The sequence below is a fragment of the Bradyrhizobium sp. Ec3.3 genome, from assembly GCF_000472925.1.
Taxonomy (GTDB): Bacteria; Pseudomonadota; Alphaproteobacteria; order Rhizobiales; family Xanthobacteraceae; genus Bradyrhizobium.
Map to the genome: position 1 here is coordinate 20,464 of NZ_AXAS01000013.1, position 16,421 is coordinate 36,884.

General features: G+C 65.1%; 17 protein-coding genes. 3 read left to right on the top strand and 14 right to left on the bottom strand.

Annotated elements, in window-relative coordinates:
- Window positions 1-98: 98 nt before the first annotated feature.
- On the bottom strand, window positions 99-1,070 hold the full coding sequence (locus YUU_RS0114630; RefSeq protein WP_027523054.1) for a bifunctional riboflavin kinase/FAD synthetase: 972 nt from the start codon (window positions 1,068-1,070) through the stop codon (window positions 99-101).
- A gap of 227 nt (window positions 1,071-1,297) precedes the next feature.
- Between YUU_RS0114630 and YUU_RS0114635 the strand changes: the two genes are divergently transcribed.
- Window positions 1,298-1,693 (top strand): response regulator, encoded by a 396-nt coding sequence (locus tag YUU_RS0114635; RefSeq protein ID WP_027523055.1) that lies wholly within the window; start codon window positions 1,298-1,300, stop codon window positions 1,691-1,693.
- Between the two features lie 154 nt (window positions 1,694-1,847).
- On the opposite strand, the gene YUU_RS0114640 is transcribed toward YUU_RS0114635, so the two are convergent.
- The 3 genes from YUU_RS0114640 to YUU_RS0114650 all read right to left on the bottom strand — a co-directional run bounded on the left by YUU_RS0114640 (window position 1,848) and on the right by YUU_RS0114650 (window position 5,846).
- The gene (locus YUU_RS0114640; RefSeq protein ID WP_027523056.1) at window positions 1,848-2,702 is read right to left on the bottom strand and encodes a TIGR01459 family HAD-type hydrolase; all 855 of its coding nucleotides are present in this window, start codon (window positions 2,700-2,702) and stop codon (window positions 1,848-1,850) included.
- A gap of 15 nt (window positions 2,703-2,717) precedes the next feature.
- Window positions 2,718-4,148 (bottom strand): EAL domain-containing protein, encoded by a 1,431-nt coding sequence (locus tag YUU_RS0114645; RefSeq protein ID WP_027523057.1) that lies wholly within the window; start codon window positions 4,146-4,148, stop codon window positions 2,718-2,720.
- A 141-nt stretch (window positions 4,149-4,289) separates the two neighbouring features.
- Window positions 4,290-5,846, bottom strand: a complete 1,557-nt coding sequence (locus YUU_RS0114650) for a winged helix-turn-helix domain-containing protein (RefSeq protein WP_027523058.1) — start codon at window positions 5,844-5,846, stop codon at window positions 4,290-4,292.
- Between the two features lie 114 nt (window positions 5,847-5,960).
- On the opposite strand from YUU_RS0114650, the gene YUU_RS0114655 reads away from it, so the two are divergent.
- Window positions 5,961-6,803: a class I SAM-dependent methyltransferase gene (locus YUU_RS0114655; protein ID WP_027523059.1), complete on the top strand. Its 843-nt coding sequence runs from the start codon at window positions 5,961-5,963 to the stop codon at window positions 6,801-6,803.
- Window positions 6,804-6,959: 156 nt separating this feature from the next.
- Here YUU_RS0114655 and YUU_RS0114660 read toward each other — a convergent pair whose 3' ends face one another.
- The 7 genes from YUU_RS0114660 to uvrC all read right to left on the bottom strand — a co-directional run bounded on the left by YUU_RS0114660 (window position 6,960) and on the right by uvrC (window position 13,218).
- Entirely contained in the window at window positions 6,960-8,090 is a 1,131-nt protein-coding gene (locus YUU_RS0114660; protein WP_027523060.1) for a YihY/virulence factor BrkB family protein, read from the bottom strand.
- On the bottom strand, window positions 8,087-8,674 hold the full coding sequence (locus tag YUU_RS0114665; protein WP_027523061.1) for a phage holin family protein: 588 nt from the start codon (window positions 8,672-8,674) through the stop codon (window positions 8,087-8,089). The genes YUU_RS0114660 and YUU_RS0114665 overlap by 4 nt, the downstream gene beginning before the upstream one ends.
- Before the next feature lie 83 nt (window positions 8,675-8,757).
- A complete protein-coding gene (prmB, locus tag YUU_RS0114670) occupies window positions 8,758-9,717 on the bottom strand; it encodes a 50S ribosomal protein L3 N(5)-glutamine methyltransferase (RefSeq protein ID WP_027523062.1) in 960 nt (319 codons plus the stop codon).
- Entirely contained in the window at window positions 9,717-10,184 is a 468-nt protein-coding gene (locus YUU_RS0114675; RefSeq protein ID WP_027523063.1) for a molybdenum cofactor biosynthesis protein MoaE, read from the bottom strand. The genes prmB and YUU_RS0114675 overlap by 1 nt, the downstream gene beginning before the upstream one ends.
- Window positions 10,185-10,194: 10 nt before the next feature.
- Entirely contained in the window at window positions 10,195-10,446 is a 252-nt protein-coding gene (moaD, locus tag YUU_RS0114680) for a molybdopterin converting factor subunit 1 (RefSeq protein ID WP_027523064.1), read from the bottom strand.
- On the bottom strand, window positions 10,443-11,060 hold the full coding sequence (gene pgsA / locus YUU_RS0114685) for a CDP-diacylglycerol--glycerol-3-phosphate 3-phosphatidyltransferase (RefSeq protein ID WP_027523065.1): 618 nt from the start codon (window positions 11,058-11,060) through the stop codon (window positions 10,443-10,445). Before pgsA ends, moaD begins: the two co-directional genes overlap by 4 nt.
- A 97-nt stretch (window positions 11,061-11,157) precedes the next feature.
- A complete protein-coding gene (uvrC, locus tag YUU_RS0114690; protein ID WP_027523066.1) occupies window positions 11,158-13,218 on the bottom strand; it encodes an excinuclease ABC subunit UvrC in 2,061 nt (686 codons plus the stop codon).
- 253 nt (window positions 13,219-13,471) lie between these two features.
- Here uvrC and YUU_RS0114695 point away from each other — a divergent pair, with 253 nt between their 5' ends.
- Window positions 13,472-14,095, top strand: coding sequence for an outer membrane protein (locus tag YUU_RS0114695; protein ID WP_027523067.1), 624 nt, complete (start codon window positions 13,472-13,474; stop codon window positions 14,093-14,095).
- A 72-nt stretch (window positions 14,096-14,167) separates the two neighbouring features.
- On the opposite strand, the gene YUU_RS0114700 is transcribed toward YUU_RS0114695, so the two are convergent.
- The 3 genes from YUU_RS0114700 to YUU_RS0114710 form a co-directional block, all read right to left on the bottom strand.
- Window positions 14,168-14,383, bottom strand: a complete 216-nt coding sequence (locus tag YUU_RS0114700; RefSeq protein ID WP_027523068.1) for a cold-shock protein — start codon at window positions 14,381-14,383, stop codon at window positions 14,168-14,170.
- Between the two features lie 250 nt (window positions 14,384-14,633).
- Window positions 14,634-15,494, bottom strand: coding sequence for a 23S rRNA (adenine(2030)-N(6))-methyltransferase RlmJ (locus YUU_RS0114705; RefSeq protein WP_027523069.1), 861 nt, complete (start codon window positions 15,492-15,494; stop codon window positions 14,634-14,636).
- A 184-nt stretch (window positions 15,495-15,678) separates the two neighbouring features.
- Window positions 15,679-16,371 carry a ribonuclease T2 gene (locus tag YUU_RS0114710; protein WP_027523070.1) on the bottom strand — a complete coding sequence of 231 codons (693 nt, stop codon included), beginning with the start codon at window positions 16,369-16,371 and terminating at the stop codon, window positions 15,679-15,681.
- Window positions 16,372-16,421 lie beyond the last annotated feature (50 nt).

Consider the following 16,421-nt stretch of genomic DNA (forward strand, 5'->3'; position numbering starts at 1 on the left):
CGGGCCGCTAATCCTTATGATGCGCCGCGCAAACATGGGCTCTCCTTAGCAGCCGGGCGGCCAAATCGCAAAGGGCCGGGGGGGGGCGTTTTGGGGCCTCAGTCGACGCTTCCCAGCTTCGGGAAGGCGTTAGGGGCGGCTGCCAGCAGGACCCTCGCGCGGGCGGAATCCTCGTCCATCTGGCGGATCAGCGGCTCGATGCCGTCGAACTTCAGTTCCTCGCGAATGAAGCCGATGAACGCGCAATCGAGTTCTTGCCCGTAGAGGTCGCCCTTGAAGTCGAACAGGAAGATTTCGAGCAGCGGCGCGCCATTATCGAATGTCGGGCGCCGGCCGAAGCTTGCAACCCCCTCCAGCCGCTCCGCCCCGCGGCCGACCCGGACCGCGTAGATGCCGTGCTTGAGGGCGCAATTGGCGTCGAGGCGGATATTGGCGGTGGGATAGCCGAGGTCGCGGCCGCGCTTCTCGCCGTGGATGACGTCGCCGGTCACGAACCAGGGCGCGCCCAGCATGGTCGTGGCCTCAATGAGCTGGCCTTCGGCGAGCGCGGTGCGGATCGCGCTGGAGGAGACCGGCCGCTCGTCGATATCGACATGCGGCTGGACGTCGACCTCGATACCCAGCCGGGGCGCCTCATTGACGAGCAGGCTCGGCGAGCCGACCCGACCCTTGCCGAAATGAAAGTCGTAGCCGACCGCGATCCCGCTGACCCCGAGCCGGCCGATCAGGTCATGGTGAATGAAATCTTGTGCTGATGTCCCGGCGCGGGTCTTGTCGAAGGTCATGACCACGGCTCCGGCAAGCCCGGTGCCGGCCAGAAGCCGCAGCTTGGCCCGCTCATCCGTGAGGCGGAATTGCGGGGTATTGGGGCTGAAAAACCGCCGCGGATGCGGCTCGAAAGTGAGCGCAAAAGCAGGCCGGTTATGCGTCCGGCCCATCTCCAGTGCAGCCGCAATCACCGCCCGATGGCCGAGATGAACACCGTCGAAATTGCCCATGGCGACCACGGCACCCCTCGGGATCGCGTGAGCCGGCGTGGAATCGCGGATAACGATAAAATGCGGAGCCATCAGGGGAATTCTCTGGGGGGCGGGTCGGCCCGAAACCGTGACGTGACGCGCCAGGCGAAGTCAAGCGGGGGATGTGGCCGCATTGTCCGGCATTTCCGGGCTTTCCGGCCAGAGCCAATTAACGCGCTGTTTAACGCCTTGGTGCTAGTCCTTTGACATGGAACTGCGGGGCGTCGGGCCCGGCAGTTCGATCGTTAATATTTCCTGTTGCGTTTGGGGGAGTCGAGATGGCGGTTGATTTGTCGATGTCGGTTCTGGTGGTTGATGACTACAGCACCATGATCCGTATCATTCGGAATCTGCTGAAGCAGCTTGGCTTCGATAATATCGACGACGCCAGCGACGGCTCGGCGGCGCTGAACAAGATGCGCGGCAAGAAGTACGGGCTCGTGATTTCCGACTGGAACATGGAGCCGATGACGGGCTACGACCTCCTGCGCGAAGTGCGGGCCGATCCCAACCTCGCGACCACGCCCTTCATCATGATCACGGCGGAATCCAAGACCGAGAACGTGATCGCGGCCAAGAAGGCCGGCGTGAACAACTATATCGTCAAGCCGTTCAACGCGGCGACGCTGAAGACCAAGATCGAGGCGGTCTTCCCGGACATGGCGAGCGCGTAAGCGCTCCATCTCCCATCACGGAGAGATTTGGATGCCCGGGCTCGTCCCGGGCATTTATTTTTTGTCGTCATTCCGGGGGCCCGAAGGGCGAACCCGGAATCTCGAGATTCCGGGTTCGGTGCTGGCGCACTGCCCCGGAATGACGGTCATGCATTTACCACTTCAATTCGCGCATCAGCGCCTTCGGCGGGTGGCCGAACAGCTCCAGCACCGAGGCCGGATCGAGTTGGTCGAGGCCCTCGAACTCCTCGGAATGGATACCGCGGGTGACGAACAGGCAGTCGATGCCGAACTCGCGCGCGCCGGTTAAGTCGGTGCGCACGGAATCGCCGATCGCCAGCACCTTCCTGCGATCGATCTGGTGGCCCTGACGCTCGCCGGCGAGGGCCATCGCGCGCTCGTAGATCGGCCGGTGCGGCTTGCCGTAGAAGATCACCTCGCCGCCGAGCTCGCGGTAGAGCTCGGCGATGGCGCCGGCGCAATAGATCAGCCGGTCGCCGCGCTCGACCACGATATCGGGGTTGGCGCAGACCAGCGTGAGCTTGCGCTCGCGCGCCTTTAGCATCATGCCGCGATAATCTTCCGCCGACTCGGTCTCGTCGTCATAGAGGCCGGTGCAGACGATGTAGTCGGCCTCCTCCAGCGGCGCGAGCACCGCGTCGAGCCCGCGATGGATCGAGCCGTCGCGCTCGGGGCCGAGCCAGAACATCTTGCGGCCGGGATGATCGGCGACATAGAGCCGCGTCAGATCGCCCGAGGAGACGATGGCGTCATAGGTCTCGTCGGCAACGCCAAGCTTGCGCAATTGCCGCTGGACCGAATCCGCCGGTCGCGGCGCGTTGGTGATCAGGACGACCGTACCGCCCTGCTGCCGGAAATTGTGCAGCGCCTCGCAGGCTTCGGGGAAGGACTCGAGGCCGTTATGGACCACGCCCCAGATGTCGCTGAGCACGACGTCCACGCCCGCGACCAGCTCACGCAGGCTCTCGACGAAATGCAGCGTGGTCATGGCACGGACGGCCGGTCAGATGCGGCGCGCGAGCGCTGCATTGCCGGTGATGCGCTGTGGCGGCGGCGCGGAAGCCGTTTCGCCTGAGCTGGACGGGACGGAGCCATTGGATACCTGTTGCTGCGCCTGGTCCGGCGCGGCTCCGGCGGTAGCAGATGCACCTTCCGGCCGCAATGGCCGGGGTGGGGCGAACAGGAACCCCTGGCCGAACCGCACATCGTAGTCGAGCAAGTCGACCACCGCGCGCTCGCCCTCGATCCGCTCGGCGATGAGGTCGATGCCGAAGCGGCCGAGCAGGTCGGACAGGTCGGACGGATGGATGTCAGAGGTCGAGGCCTGTTTGGGATCGAGCAGCAGCGCAGCCGGCACCTTGATGAAGCGCACGCCGCGGTCGGCGAGCTCGCGCGGTTCGATGCGCAGGTCCGTGACGTGGTCGATCGAGAAGCGGAAGCCGCGCTGGGCGAGCGCCGCCAGATTCTCGGTCTCGGCGGGGCCGAGATTGCGGAACGTCGACTGCTTGAATTCGAGCACCAGCGAGGGCGCGAGCGCCCGGTTGGCCTCGAGGAAGTCGAGGCATTGCGCAAAGGTGGTGGAATTGCCGAGCGTGGAGGCCGCAACGTTGCAGAACACGCCGACGTCCTTGTTGCGCACCATCAACCGGCGCAGCACTTGCACACAACGCAGCATCACAATGTTGTCGATGCGCCCGATGAGCCCCGAGGCCTCTGCGATGCTGATGAACTCCTCGGCGGCGATGAGCTGGTCGCGCCCGTCGCGCACCCGGGTCACCGCCTCGTAGAAGCGGACCTTGCGCTGCGGCAGCGTCACCATCGGCTGGAGAAAGATGTCGATGCGGTTCTCGTCGATCGCGCTGCGCAGCGTCGCGAGCAGTTGCGCCTGGTTGCGGGCACCGGCGGTGGCGACGGGAGCGCTCGGGGGTGCCGGCGGAACCGGCGGCGGCGCGGCCGGCCGGGGCTCCGGTGCTGCCAAAAGTTCATGCGCCGTCTCGGCTTCCGGCTGCGCAGCGGGCGCTGGCGCGTCCGTCGCCAGCAGGTCCTCATGCGTCGCCAGGGTGGCGGCGAGCTCCTTGACCAGGCCGCCGAGCTCGTTGATCTCGCCGACCACCGACTGGATGCGGTCCGCGTTGGTGGAATTGGCCGACGCGACGCGTCCCTCGACCGCTGCGAGCCGGCGGCCGAATTCGGCGACCTGGCGGGCGAGATCGGCGGTGCCGCGCGACAGATCGGCGATCTGGTTGCCGACGTCGCTGCGGTCGCGCAGGCGCATCGAGACCGCGTTGTACAGGATCAGGAAGGTCAGCGCCGTCAATGCCACGATCGCGGATTCGGTTCCGCTGATGCCGGCCACCGAATGAAGGACGAGGCCGAGCGAGGCTGCGACCAGCACCATGCAGATGGCGATGAAGATCGTCGAGATGCGAATCATGCCGCGCGCTACGCCCTCTAGTGCTGACTGCCCCACCCGGGAAAACACGGGCACGTCTCTGGCACGCTCTTGTTAAACGCCCCCGAGCGAGGGTGACCTTAACATCATTGTTGATTCGCGGGGATAGGGCGTCGTCGCGCGCTAGGTGAGACCGGCGCGGCGAAAGCCTTCCAGGTAGCGGTCGCGGTCGGTCGCGAGCTTGATCGGCATGAACTCGGCGATCCAGGCGAGCGAGACGTTCGGCTGGGCCCGGCGCAGCTCCTGCAAAGCGGAGCGGGCAAGGTCCGCACGGCCGGCCATGCCGGCCGCCGAGGTCAGCACCCTGTGCGCGCCGACGAAATCGCTGCGCTGTCGCAAGGCCTCGTGCGCGAGCCGGATCGCCTCCTCATAATCGCCGCCGAGGAAGCGGGCATAGGCCTTGATGCCGAAATAGACCGGCGCATAGGGGTCGCGCGGGCTGAGACGGATGGCACGGCGCGCCGCCTCGTCAGCATCCTGCCAGCGGCCGCAATAGCTGAGCGCCAGCCCATAATAGCCCTGCGCCAGCGCGTAGCTCGGATTGAGCCGCAGCGCAGTCTCGAATTCGGCGAGCGAATCCTCGAAATGGCGCGCGAACAGATGGACGTGGCCGAGCGCATTATGGGCCCAGGGATCCTCGTCGTCGGCCCGGATCGCGGCGAGCGCGGCGCGCTCGGCGATCGGCATTGCGGCGGCCATGTCCATCCAGCCCATATGAGCGGTGAACATGTAGCTGGTTCCAAGCAGGCCCAGCGCCTTGCCGTAATTCGGGTCGAGCGCGATGGCCTTCTCCAGCAAGGCCTGCGCGACCACATGGTCCTGTCGCGTCACGCGCCAGTAATGGGCGAGCGCCCGCATCACCAGGTCCCACGCATCCATGCTGTCGGGCGGCTTGCGCTGGGCGCGAAAATTTTCTGCCGCATAGAGCTGCGGCTCGATCGCGGCGACGATGGCTTCGGTGATCTCGTCCTGTACCGCGAACACGTCGGCGAGCTCGCGATCGTAACGTTCCGCCCAGAGATGGCTGCCGGTCGCGACGTCGTTGAGCTGCGCGGTGATGCGTACGCGGTCGCCGCCCTTGCGCACGCTTCCTTCGACGACGTAGCGGACGCCGAGTTCGTCTGCGACCTCCCGCAGATGAACCGTCCGCCCCTTGTAGATGAATGAGGAGTTGCGCGCGATCACGAAGAACCAACGCAGCTTCGACAGCGCCGTGATGATGTCTTCGCTGATGCCGTCGGAAAAATACTCCTGCTCCGCATCGCCGCTCATGTTGGTGAAGGGCAGCACGGCGATTGCCGGCCGGTCGGGCAGCGGCTGGGCGGACGGTTGCTTCCGCGCGTCCGGCGTTGCCGACGGGTCAGCTTTGCTCGTTTCGACGACGTCGCCGACGAAGCGCACGCCCTTGCGCGCCACGGTGCGGATCAGCCGTTGTTCCTCGCCGGTGTCGTTGATCGCGCGCCGTGCTGCGTTGATGCGGCTTGCGAGCGTGGAGTCCGAGACGACGCGCCCGTTCCACACCGCATCGAGCAGATTGTCGCGCGTCACCACGCGGTCGCGGTTGCGGATCAAATGGATCAACAGATCGAATACCTGCGGCTCGAGCGCGACGAGGTGATCTGCGCGCCGCAATTCGCGGCGCTCGGGATCCAGCGAAAAATCCTCGAACTGGAACGCCACGCCCGGCTCCCGCTCAGAAATCAAGGCGCTCTCAACGTAAAATAACGGCGCTCTCAAAGCCAGTCACGGGCCTGCGCTCTATCGTCCCGGCATCTTCAACCGGAGGAAATTTTCATGTCGACTTCCGCAGCACTCAGCAAGCCCGCCGACGCCCAGCCGGACCTCGCCGCGCTCAAGCAGCGCCAGCACGGCGCCTGGTCGTCCGGCGACTATGCCGTGGTCGGCACGACCTTGCAGATCGTCGGCGAGCAGATTTGCGAGGCGCTCGACCTGCGTGCCGGCAGCAAGGTGCTCGACGTCGCCGCCGGCAACGGCAATGCCACGCTCGCTGCGGCGCGGCGCTGGTGCGATGTGACCTCGACCGACTACGTGCCGGCGTTGCTCGAACGCGGCCGCGAGCGCGCAGCGGCCGAGCACCTCACCATCTCGTTCCGTGAGGCGGACGCCGAGGCGCTGCCGTTCCCGGACGCCTCCTTCGACGTGGTGATTTCGACCTTTGGCGTGATGTTCACGCCCAATCAGGACAAGGCGGCCTCCGAGCTTGCGCGAGTGTGCAGGGCCGGCGGCAAGGTCGGGCTCGCCAACTGGACGCCGCAGGGCTTTATCGGGCAGCTCTTCAAGACACTCGGCAAGCACCTGCCGCCGCCGGCCGGGGTGAAATCGCCGGCTCTGTGGGGCACAAAGGCCCGGCTCGAGGAGATGTTCGGCGGCCAGGCATCGGAGATTGTCGCCGAGCCCCGAATGTTCGTGTTCCGTTACCGCTCGCCCGAGCACTGGCTCGACGTTTTCAAGTCGTTCTACGGTCCGATGCTGAAAGCCTTTGCCGCCCTCGACGATAATGGCCAAGCGGAACTGCGCCGCGATCTCTTGAGCCTCGTCGGCGAGTTCAACCATGCCGATGACGGCACGGTGGTCGTGCACAGCGAGTATCTGGAGGCGGTGATCACGAAGCGCTAAGCGCGGAAAAGATTGGATCAGGCCGGAGCATATCCGGCCTGATCACGCGATCGGACTAAAGCGCGATGAGATCAGGATGAATCGTCATCGCGCTTTAGGTTGTTGTTTGCGCATGATCTTTCCGGAAAACCGCTTCGCACTTTTCCGGATCATGCTTTAGGATGGCGCGGCTGCGCCGACCGTATCGGCCGAGACGGCTTCCCTGCTGCCGAGCGGCCTGGGCTTGCCCGTGGTGGTGTCCCGCAAGGTCTGCCGCTCGATCTCCGAGTTCAGCTCGGCCCCGAACATGACGACGATGGCGGACATCCACATCCACATCATCAAACCGATCGCTGCTCCCAGCGAGCCGTAGGTGGCGCTGTAATTGCCGAATTCCGAGAGATACCAGGAGAGCAGCGCCGAGCCGGCGATCCACAGGACGGAGGCAGTCACCGCGCCGATGCTGAGCCATTCCCAGCGCGCGGCGTCGCGGCTGGGCGCGAAGCGGTAGAGGATGGCGAGCGCGACCAGCAGGATGCCGAACAGCAGCGGCCATCGCGCCAGCGCGACGATCAGCTTGCTCTCCGGGGCGAGCCCGAGATGGTTCAGCGCGAGCGGGAAGGCGACGACTGTGCCGACCATCAGCAGGAGCGCGGCGATGCCGCCGACGGTGAAAGCCAGCGACACCAGATTGAGCCGGATGAAGCTGCGCTTCTCGCGCTCCTCATAGGCGACGTTGAGCGCGTCGATGATGGATTTGACGCCGGCATTGGCGCTCCAGATCGCCAGCACGAGACCGAACAGGAAGGTGGCGCCAAGCGCCGTGTTGCCCTTCGACACCACCCGCCCGATCTGGTCCTCGATGATCTGGAACGTACCCTCGGGCAGCATCATCGCGAGCGTCTGGAGGTTGGCGCTGATCGTCGAGGGGTTGGCGAACAGGCCGTAAGACGAGACGAGCGCAGTGACGGCGGGAAAAATCGCAAGCAGTCCGAAGAAGACCACGCCGCCCGCGGTTGCGAGCAGTCGATCCTCGTCGATGCGCTGGTAGGTGCGCCAGAGAATGTCCTTCCAGCCGGCGAAGGGAATCCTGAAAGGGCTTCCGGACCGGCGGCCATGGCCGCCCTGCAAGGCGGCACGAGAGGGACTGGTTTCGGGCGAGTTGCCTTCCGCGTTGCGGCGGTCCTCGACGTTGGCTGATCGCGGCGAGATGTAGCCCTGAAAGTAGCGTTCCGCCGTCAGCACCAACACCGTCGTGGCGGCGACGAGCAGCCAATCGTCGAGCTGCTCGCGCCGCGGTGTCATCATGCGTCCAATCGACGGTTGTGGCGCCTCCGGCGCGCCGCGGTTAAACCCAACAGCCCGATGGCTGCGAGCATCAGGCCAAGCTGCACCGAGCGGTTGCCCCGGGCCGGCGAACCGCCGTTGCGATGCCCCTTTTCGCCCGGCGCGAGCGGCACCAGCGGGATCGTGGTCGCGACCTCCTTCACGGCCTCCTTGACCGTTCCACGCGGAATCCGGGGCGTGGCGATCGCAACCCGCAGCCGGCTGGCGAGCGGCACGACCGCTTTGGGCCGGCGTTTCACCTGGGCCATTGCGACGGCGGCACAGATCGCCGCCAGCACCAGAAGCACGGCGCCGGCGGCGCCGAAGGCCCAGAACATTCCATAGGTGAGCTCGACCCAGCGGAACAGCGCCATCAGTCCGACGAAAAAGGCGGCGATGACGAACAGGCCCGCGACGGCGAACAGCCCGGCGGCGACCGCATACGACGTCGCCTTGCCGGTGGCCTGGCTGGTGCGGTCGCGCACATACGACCGGGCGGCGCGCCTGAGGTGGTGGAGCTTGAGCGCCATTCCGACGCGCAGCAATTCGCCCGATGGCGCAAGCATGCGAACAATCCTCCAGTGGCCGAGGCTTACGGCATTATCGTGATGAACGTGGAGGCGTTTGACTTGTTCCGGAGGATGCGAATTCAGCCGAGATCCGCGGCCGCGATCCAGAACACCTCGCCCTCGGAATCCTCGGTGTCGAGCCAGAGCAGCGGCAGTTCGGGGAACGCCTCATCGATCCGCTCGCGGCCGCGGCCGATCTCGCACAGCAGTCCGCCCTCGGGCGTGAGGTAGCGAGGTGCGTCTTGCAGGATGCGGCGCACGACATCGAGCCCGTCGGCGCCGCCATCGAAGGCGAGCTTCGGTTCTGCGCGGCATTCCGGCGGCAGTGACGCCATCCCTTCGGCATCGACATAAGGCGGGTTGGAGATGATCAGGTCGTAGCGCGCGTTGCCGAGCACCGCGAACAGGTCGCCGCGATGGAGCGTGACGCGGTCTTCGAGACCGTAGTCGGCGACATTACGCGCGGCAACCTCGATCGCGCCTTTGGAGATGTCGACAGCATCCACCTCGGCATTCGGGAAATGCAGTGCGGCGAGGATCGCAAGGCAGCCGGAGCCCGTGCAGAGATCGAGCACGCGCTCGACGGCAATCGGATCGTCGATCAGCGAGCCGGCCTCGCCGTCACCGCCGAAATGCGAATCCAGGAGCTCGCCGATGAAGGAACGCGGCACAATCACGCGCTCGTCGACGTAGAAGGGCAGGCCGCGCATGTAGATCTTGTTGACGAGATAGGCGGCCGGCTTGCGTGTGGTGACGCGCGCGTTGATCAGCGCAAGGAGGGTCTTGCCTTCCGCCGCGGTGACGCGGGCATTGGCAAAGGGTTCGAACTGCTCGGGATTGAGATGCAGCGCCTCGCAGACAAGGAAGGCAGCTTCCGCCACCGGATCGGTGGTGCCATGCGCGAAGGCAAGCCTGGTTTCGACGAACCGGCTCACCGCATAGCGGACGAAATCGAGCAGCGTCACGAGCTCGCCGGCTGCGACCTTCGCAAGCTTTGGTGCGGCGCGGCCGCGCGTGGTCTTCTTGGACGCTTTTGCCATCAGGATCTGGTCCAGCGTGCGGCGGCCTGGTCGTCGCGGGTATTAGCCTCGACCCAGCCGGTGCCGGCTGCGCTCTCTTCCTTCTTCCAGAACGGCGCGCTGGTTTTCAGGTAGTCCATCAGGAATTCGGCGGCCTGGAACGCCGCCTGGCGATGCTGCGAGGCAGTCACCACCAGCACGATGTTTTCGCCGGGCGTGATCCGGCCGACGCGATGGATCACAGTGACGCCGTCGAGCGGCCAGCGCGAGATGGCCTCGTCGACGTGGCGTTTGATCTCCTCTTCGGCCATGCCCGGATAGTGTTCGAGCTTCAGCGCCGAAATCTTCGCGCTGTCCTCGTCGCCGCGGCAGATCCCGGAGAAGCTTACGACCGCGCCGATGTCGGTGCGACCGTTCGTCAGCGCAGCGATCTCGCGCGCGACGTCGAAATCGTCTTGCTGGATGCGGATGGTGACAGGGCCGGTCATGCGCGCGACGCTAGCCGCCGGTCATCGGCGGGAAGAACGCGATCTCGCGGGCGCCGGCGATCGCCGCATTCGGCTTGACGTGGGCGTGGTCGATCGCGGCACGGATCACCTTCGGCTTCTCGAACGCATAGGCGTAGGCCTCGCTCCGGCCGGACAGCCAGGCGATCAGCTCCTCGATCGTCCGCACGCTCGCCGGCGGCTCGATCGTCTCCTCCGCCTTGCCGATGCGCTCGCGCACCCAGGCGAAATATTTCACCTTCATCCCTCATCCTCCTTGATGAGGTGATGGATGCCGGCGCGGAAATAGTCATAGCCGGTGTACATGGTGAGCAGCGCCGACGCCCACAGCAAGAGCAGGCCGATCTGGGTCACCACCGGCACCACCTGGTCGCCGGCCTCGCCCGCGAGCAGGAAGCCGATCGCAACGAGCTGGACCGTCGTCTTCCACTTCGCAAGCTTGGTCACGGGCACGCTGACGCGCAGCGCCGCCAGATATTCGCGCAGGCCCGACACCAGGATCTCGCGGCACAGGATCACGATGGCAGCCCACAGCGACCAGCCGTGGATGATGCCGTCGGCCGCCAGCATCAGAAGGCACGAGGCGACCAGGAGCTTGTCGGCGATCGGGTCGAGCATCCGGCCGAAGGCTGACTGCTGGTTCCAGATCCGCGCATAATAGCCGTCGAGGTAATCCGTCACCCCCGCCGCGATGAAGATGGCAACCGCCACCCAGCGCAGCCACAGCGGCCCGTCCAGGATCGACTGGGCGTAGATGCATCCGACCACGACCGGGATCGCGGCGATCCGGCCATAGGTCAGGATGTTCGGGAGGGACATCGCGCGGCTGTTCGTCCCTCGTGTCGTGGCGATGTTCATCCGTTCTACCAATACCGCTGCAGCCTGAAGGTCAACCGTCCCACTCCCCAAATGGGGTGCGGGATGCGACGCCCATATGACCACGGCCCCCTTTAGTTCATCCCGGCTGGGGATGGAAATATTCGAAAATCTTGCGGGCGCTTTCCGCGCTCACCCCCGGAACCTTGCCGAGATCGGCGATCGACGCCCGCTCGATCTCCTTCAAGGTTCCGAAATGATGCAGCAAGGCACGTTTGCGTGACGGGCCGATGCCCGGGATCTCCTGCAAACCGGCCTCGCGGATGTCCTTCTTGCGCAGCTTGCGGTGCGAGCCGATGACGAACCGGTGGGCCTCGTCCCGCAACCTCTGAATGAAATAAAGCACGGGATCGCGCGGTTCGAGCTTGATCGCCTCGCGGTCCGGCATGAACAGGGTCTCGCGCCCGGCGTCGCGGTCCGGCCCCTTGGCGACCGACATCAGCGACACCTGGGTCAGCCCGAGGCTCTCGAAAATCTCCCTGATAGCGTTGAGCTGGCCGCGGCCGCCGTCGATGATCACGAGGTCGGGCCATTGTGGGAAGTCGTCGTCCCTGGCCTTCGCAGTCTCCTCGGGCGGACTGAGCAGCCGCTTGAAGCGGCGCTGCAAGACTTCCCGCATCATCGCATAGTCGTCCCCGGGCGTGAGCCCTTCCGACTTGATGTTGAATTTGCGGTACTGGTTCTTCACGAAGCCGTCGGGCCCCGCGACGATCATGGCGCCGACCGCATTGGTGCCCTGGATATGGCTGTTGTCGTAGACCTCGATGCGCTTCGGCGGATGGGGCAGGGTAAGGGTCGCGGCCATCGCTTCCAGCAGGCGGCCCTGCGTCGCGGTGTCCGCGAGCTTCCGTCCCAGCGCTTCCCGCGCGTTGGTCAGGGCATGGGTGACGAGCTCCTTCTTCTCGCCGCGCTTCGGCGTGGAAACCTCGACCTTGTGGCCGGCCTTGATTGACAGCGCGTTGGCAAGCAGCTCGCTTTCCTCGATCTCATGCGAGAGCAGGATGATCTTCGGCGGTGGCTTGTCGTCGTAGAACTGGGCGAGGAACGAGCCCAGCACCTCTTCCGGCGTGAACGTCTTCTCTGCCCGCGGAAAATAGGCGCGGTTGCCCCAGTTCTGCCCGGTGCGGAAGAAGAACACCTCGACGCAGGAGAAACCGCCCTCCTGGTGGATCGCAAACACGTCGGCTTCTTCCACGGTGCGCGGATTGATGCCCTGTTGCGACTGGATCGCCGACAGTGCGGCGAGACGGTCGCGATAGAGCGCGGCGCGCTCGAATTCGAGCTCGCCCGAGGCCTTCTCCATCTCGCCCGCAAGCTCCTGCTTCACGGCGTGGCTCTTGCCGGAGAGGAAGTCGGTCGCTTCCCGCACCAGCGTCGCATAGCCCGGGAAGTCGATCTCGCGGGTGCAGGGGCCGGCACAGCGGCGGATCTGGTGCAACAGGCAGGGCCGCGTGCGGCTCTCGAAAAACGAATCGGTGCAGGAGCGGATCAAGAAGGCGCGCTGCAAGGCAGTGATGGTGCGGTTGACGGCGCCGGCGGAAGCGAACGGGCCGAAATAGCGCCCGGGCCGGGTCTGCGCGCCGCGATGCTTGAGGATCTGCGGCGCCCAATGGTCGCCGGTGATCAGGATGTAGGGAAACGACTTGTCGTCGCGCAGCTGCACGTTAAAGCGCGGCCGGAGCTGCTTGATGAGGTTGGCCTCGAGCAGCAGCGCCTCGGTCTCGGTCGTGGTCGAGACGATCTCGACCGAGACCGTCGCCGCGATCATGCGCAGGATGCGCGCCGGCTGCTGCGCGCCCACGCGCGCGTAGTTGGAGAGGCGCTTTTTGACGTTCTTGGCCTTGCCGACATAGAGCACGTCGTTGTTCGCATTGAGCATGCGGTAGACGCCCGCCGAAGTGGGGGCGAGCCGTACCGCGCGCTCGATCGCGTCATGTCCGGTCGCAAGCGGACCTTCGCCGACCGCGCCAGTCTCTTCCAGGATATCCGGGAGCCGCGCCTCATCCTCGTCATCGCTGCCATTCGTCACGGGATCGACGTCGGGCGGCGTCAGCTCCTGCGGCGGGGCGTCCGGCGCTGCGCCGCGCCGCACCTTTCGCGCGCGTGCAGTGTCCGGGGTGTCGGAGGAATCGTGATCCATAGTGCGAATTTAGGCGCTGGGCGTGCCGATTTGAAGTTTCACCGGGCTGGCTGAGCGGACCGCGCGCGGTGTTCCCGGTAACGCTTCCTTAAGACTGTTAAGCGGGCGGTAACCGCGCTTAACAACCCTTTAACTTAAAACTCTCGATAAATCCTACGCGAAAAGTTCTTGGTTCCGTAACCATGCGGCTTTGCCTTGCGCGACTGCGCATGCAGACCGCGATGGCCTTGCGGCAGTTGCGTTGGAGTGTGTGATGAAGGGGCTCGTTATGGGCGCTGCGGCTCTGGTTGCCGCCGGCTGGAGCGCTTCGGCAGAGGCCGCCGATCTCAATTACGGACGGCAAGCAGCCTATACCGTCAACCAGCCGCTCAATGCCTATAGCTGGGCCGGTCCCTATCTCGGCGCCAATCTCGGCTATGAATGGGGCTCGGTGAGCAACAATCCCGCCAATCCGGCCGGCTTCGTCGGCGGCATCCAGGCCGGCTACAACTTCCAGAACGGCCCGTGGGTGTTCGGCGTGGAAGGCGATATCCAGGCGGCCGGCGCCGACGATACGTTCGCGCCGTGGAAGTTTTCCAATCCCTGGTTCGGAACGTTGCGCGGTCGCGCCGGCTACGCCTTCAACAACATCCTGTTCTACGGCACCGCCGGTCTTGCATTCGGCGAGTTGCGTGCGGAGACTTTTGGCTGGACGGAGTCGCACACCACGGTGGGCTGGACTGCAGGTGTCGGCGCCGAGTTCGGCATCGCGCAGAACTGGAGCGCCAAGATCGAATATCTCTTCCTCGATCTGTCTTCGAGCCAGTTCGCGATCACCGGCGTGTCGAACGGCTATAGCGCCAGCGTGGTGCGTGCAGGCGTGAACTATCACTTCTGATAGCTAAAGAAGAAAATACCGGACCTAAACCTCCCGGCCTCGCGGCCGGGACTTTTTTGCGTCAGGCTTCGCCTAAGAGAGGATCACCAGGTTGACCGCCTTGGGTCCCTTGCCCTTCTTGTCCGGCTCGACTTCGAAAGTGATACGCTGTCCTTCGGTGAGGTCCTTCAGTCCCGCCCGCTCCACCGCCGTGATGTGAACGAAGACGTCGCGACCGCCATCGTCCGGCTTGATGAAGCCGTAACCGCGCTCGCCGTTGAAAAATTTAACCGTGCCCGTCATGGCCATCGGGACTCCTCCCCCGCATTGCTCCTCCGCCGTGATGCAGACTCGCACCTCGGCATGACCGGACATACGAGCCCGGGAGCTGGCCACCCTTGGACGGACGTGTCAGTCCGCCTGGATCCTTCTGAGGCCTTCACTCCGCCGCAACCATTCGCGGAAGCGGAACGCAAAGCCAGTCACGGGACACAGCATAATACGGTTCTTTGCAGATTGACTACCGTTCATGCATAGTTTTCCCAATAGGTGTACTACTTTAGGGCTTCGGTACCTCCAGGCGGAAACGGGCCGCGCCGCCCTGGCCGAGCGGCTTTTCGAGCTCCGGCAGGATGGTCTTGAGCTCGCCCTGCAGCGTAAAGGGTGGGTTGACGATCAAAAGCCCCGTCGTGACGAGTGGTGCGTCGGTACTTTGCGGTGCGACGCTGAATTCGAGCCGTAGGCATTTCCCCTGAGGCTTGGCTGCGGCTGCAGCCCGCGCCACAGCTTGCGCGAGCGCGTCGGTGGCGCGCCTGGATTTGACGGGATACCAGATCACATAGATGCCGGTCGGCCACTTGGCGTACGCTTCGGAGAAGGCCTCACCGAGACGCTCGAACTCGTCCTTGGCCTCGAAGGGCGGGTCGATCAGCACCAGACCGCGCCGCTCCTTCGGCGGCACGAAAGCCGGCAGCGCAACCCAGCCGTCAAGATCGACCACGCGCGCCTGCGTGTCGCGACGCAGCACATCGATCAGCGCCTTGCGCGCCTTCGGCTCGAGCTCGCAGGCGACGAGGCGGTCCTGCGGCCGCAACAGGCCACGCGCGATCAGCGGCGATCCGGGATAGGCCTTCAATTCGCCGCGCGGATTGAAGGCGCGGACGATGTCGAGATAGGGCTTTGTGAGTGCGGCGACCTCGTTGGACAGACGTGCCTGCATGACGCGGGCGATGCCGGTCAGCCACTCGCCGCCGCGCCGCGCCTCGTCGCCTTCGAGATCGTAGAGGCCGGCGCCGGCATGAGTGTCGATGACGCGGAATGCGGCTGGCTTGTCCTGGAGATAGGTCAGGATGCGCGCCAGCACGATGTGCTTGATGACATCGGCGAAGTTGCCGGCGTGAAAGGCGTGGCGGTAGTTCATGTCGGACAGTTACGACATCGCGCGATGAAAGTAACGGTTGTCATTCCGGGACGATGCGACGGGACCGCAAGCGCGGCCCGGAGCATCGAACTATGGTGCGCAATTGCGCACCTGAGAATCCCGAGATTCCGGGTCTGGTGCTGACGCTCCATCCCGGAATGACGGAGAGAGTGTGCGGCTGAGGCTAACCGCCGCGGATCGGCGGCATCGTCACCTGGTCGCGGCGGCAGGCGCGGCGGTCGAGCTCCTCGCAGGAGCGGAATTGCAGGTCCTTGTTCAGGCAGATGCGCACCTCCGACAGCCGCGTCCGGTTGCACGTCACTGAAACGGCCGAGCTGCTCAGCCCCGGATTGGCCTTGATGAAGGCCTCCTCGACATCGGCGGGCGCCACGGTCTTGGCCTGCGACAGATCGAGATATTCGGCCGGAATCTTGATGACGGCGCGCGCTTTCCGGATGGTCTCGAAATAATTGCGGTCCGACAGGCCCGAGCAGGTGCCGTGCTTGTCCCATTCGTTGAAGATCAGCCCCGGCGCCGGCATCAGGTCGAGCATGGAAGAGACGATGTTGCGGTTCAGCCGCGGCGCCGGCCGCTGGCAGTATTCCGGAAAGCCGTTCTCATATTGCGGCCACAGCCCGTGCACCACGAAGGCGTAGGGCCGTCCGCCGCACTGGATCTGGGAGCGGCCGCCGCGCTCGGCTGCCTCCTCGCAGAACGACGGCGACCAGGACAGCGACAGCACATAGAAATCGAATTCGCCGGGCGCATTCTGCCGCCTGTCCTGCGCCATTGCACTGCCGGCCAGCGCGACAAGGCCGGCGGTGAGCGCGAGGGAGATCAGAAAACGGGACAGGGAATGCAATCTGGAATGAAACATGACGACGCCCTTCAACTAGACTGTGCAAGAGAGCCTAGCAGGCGACGAGA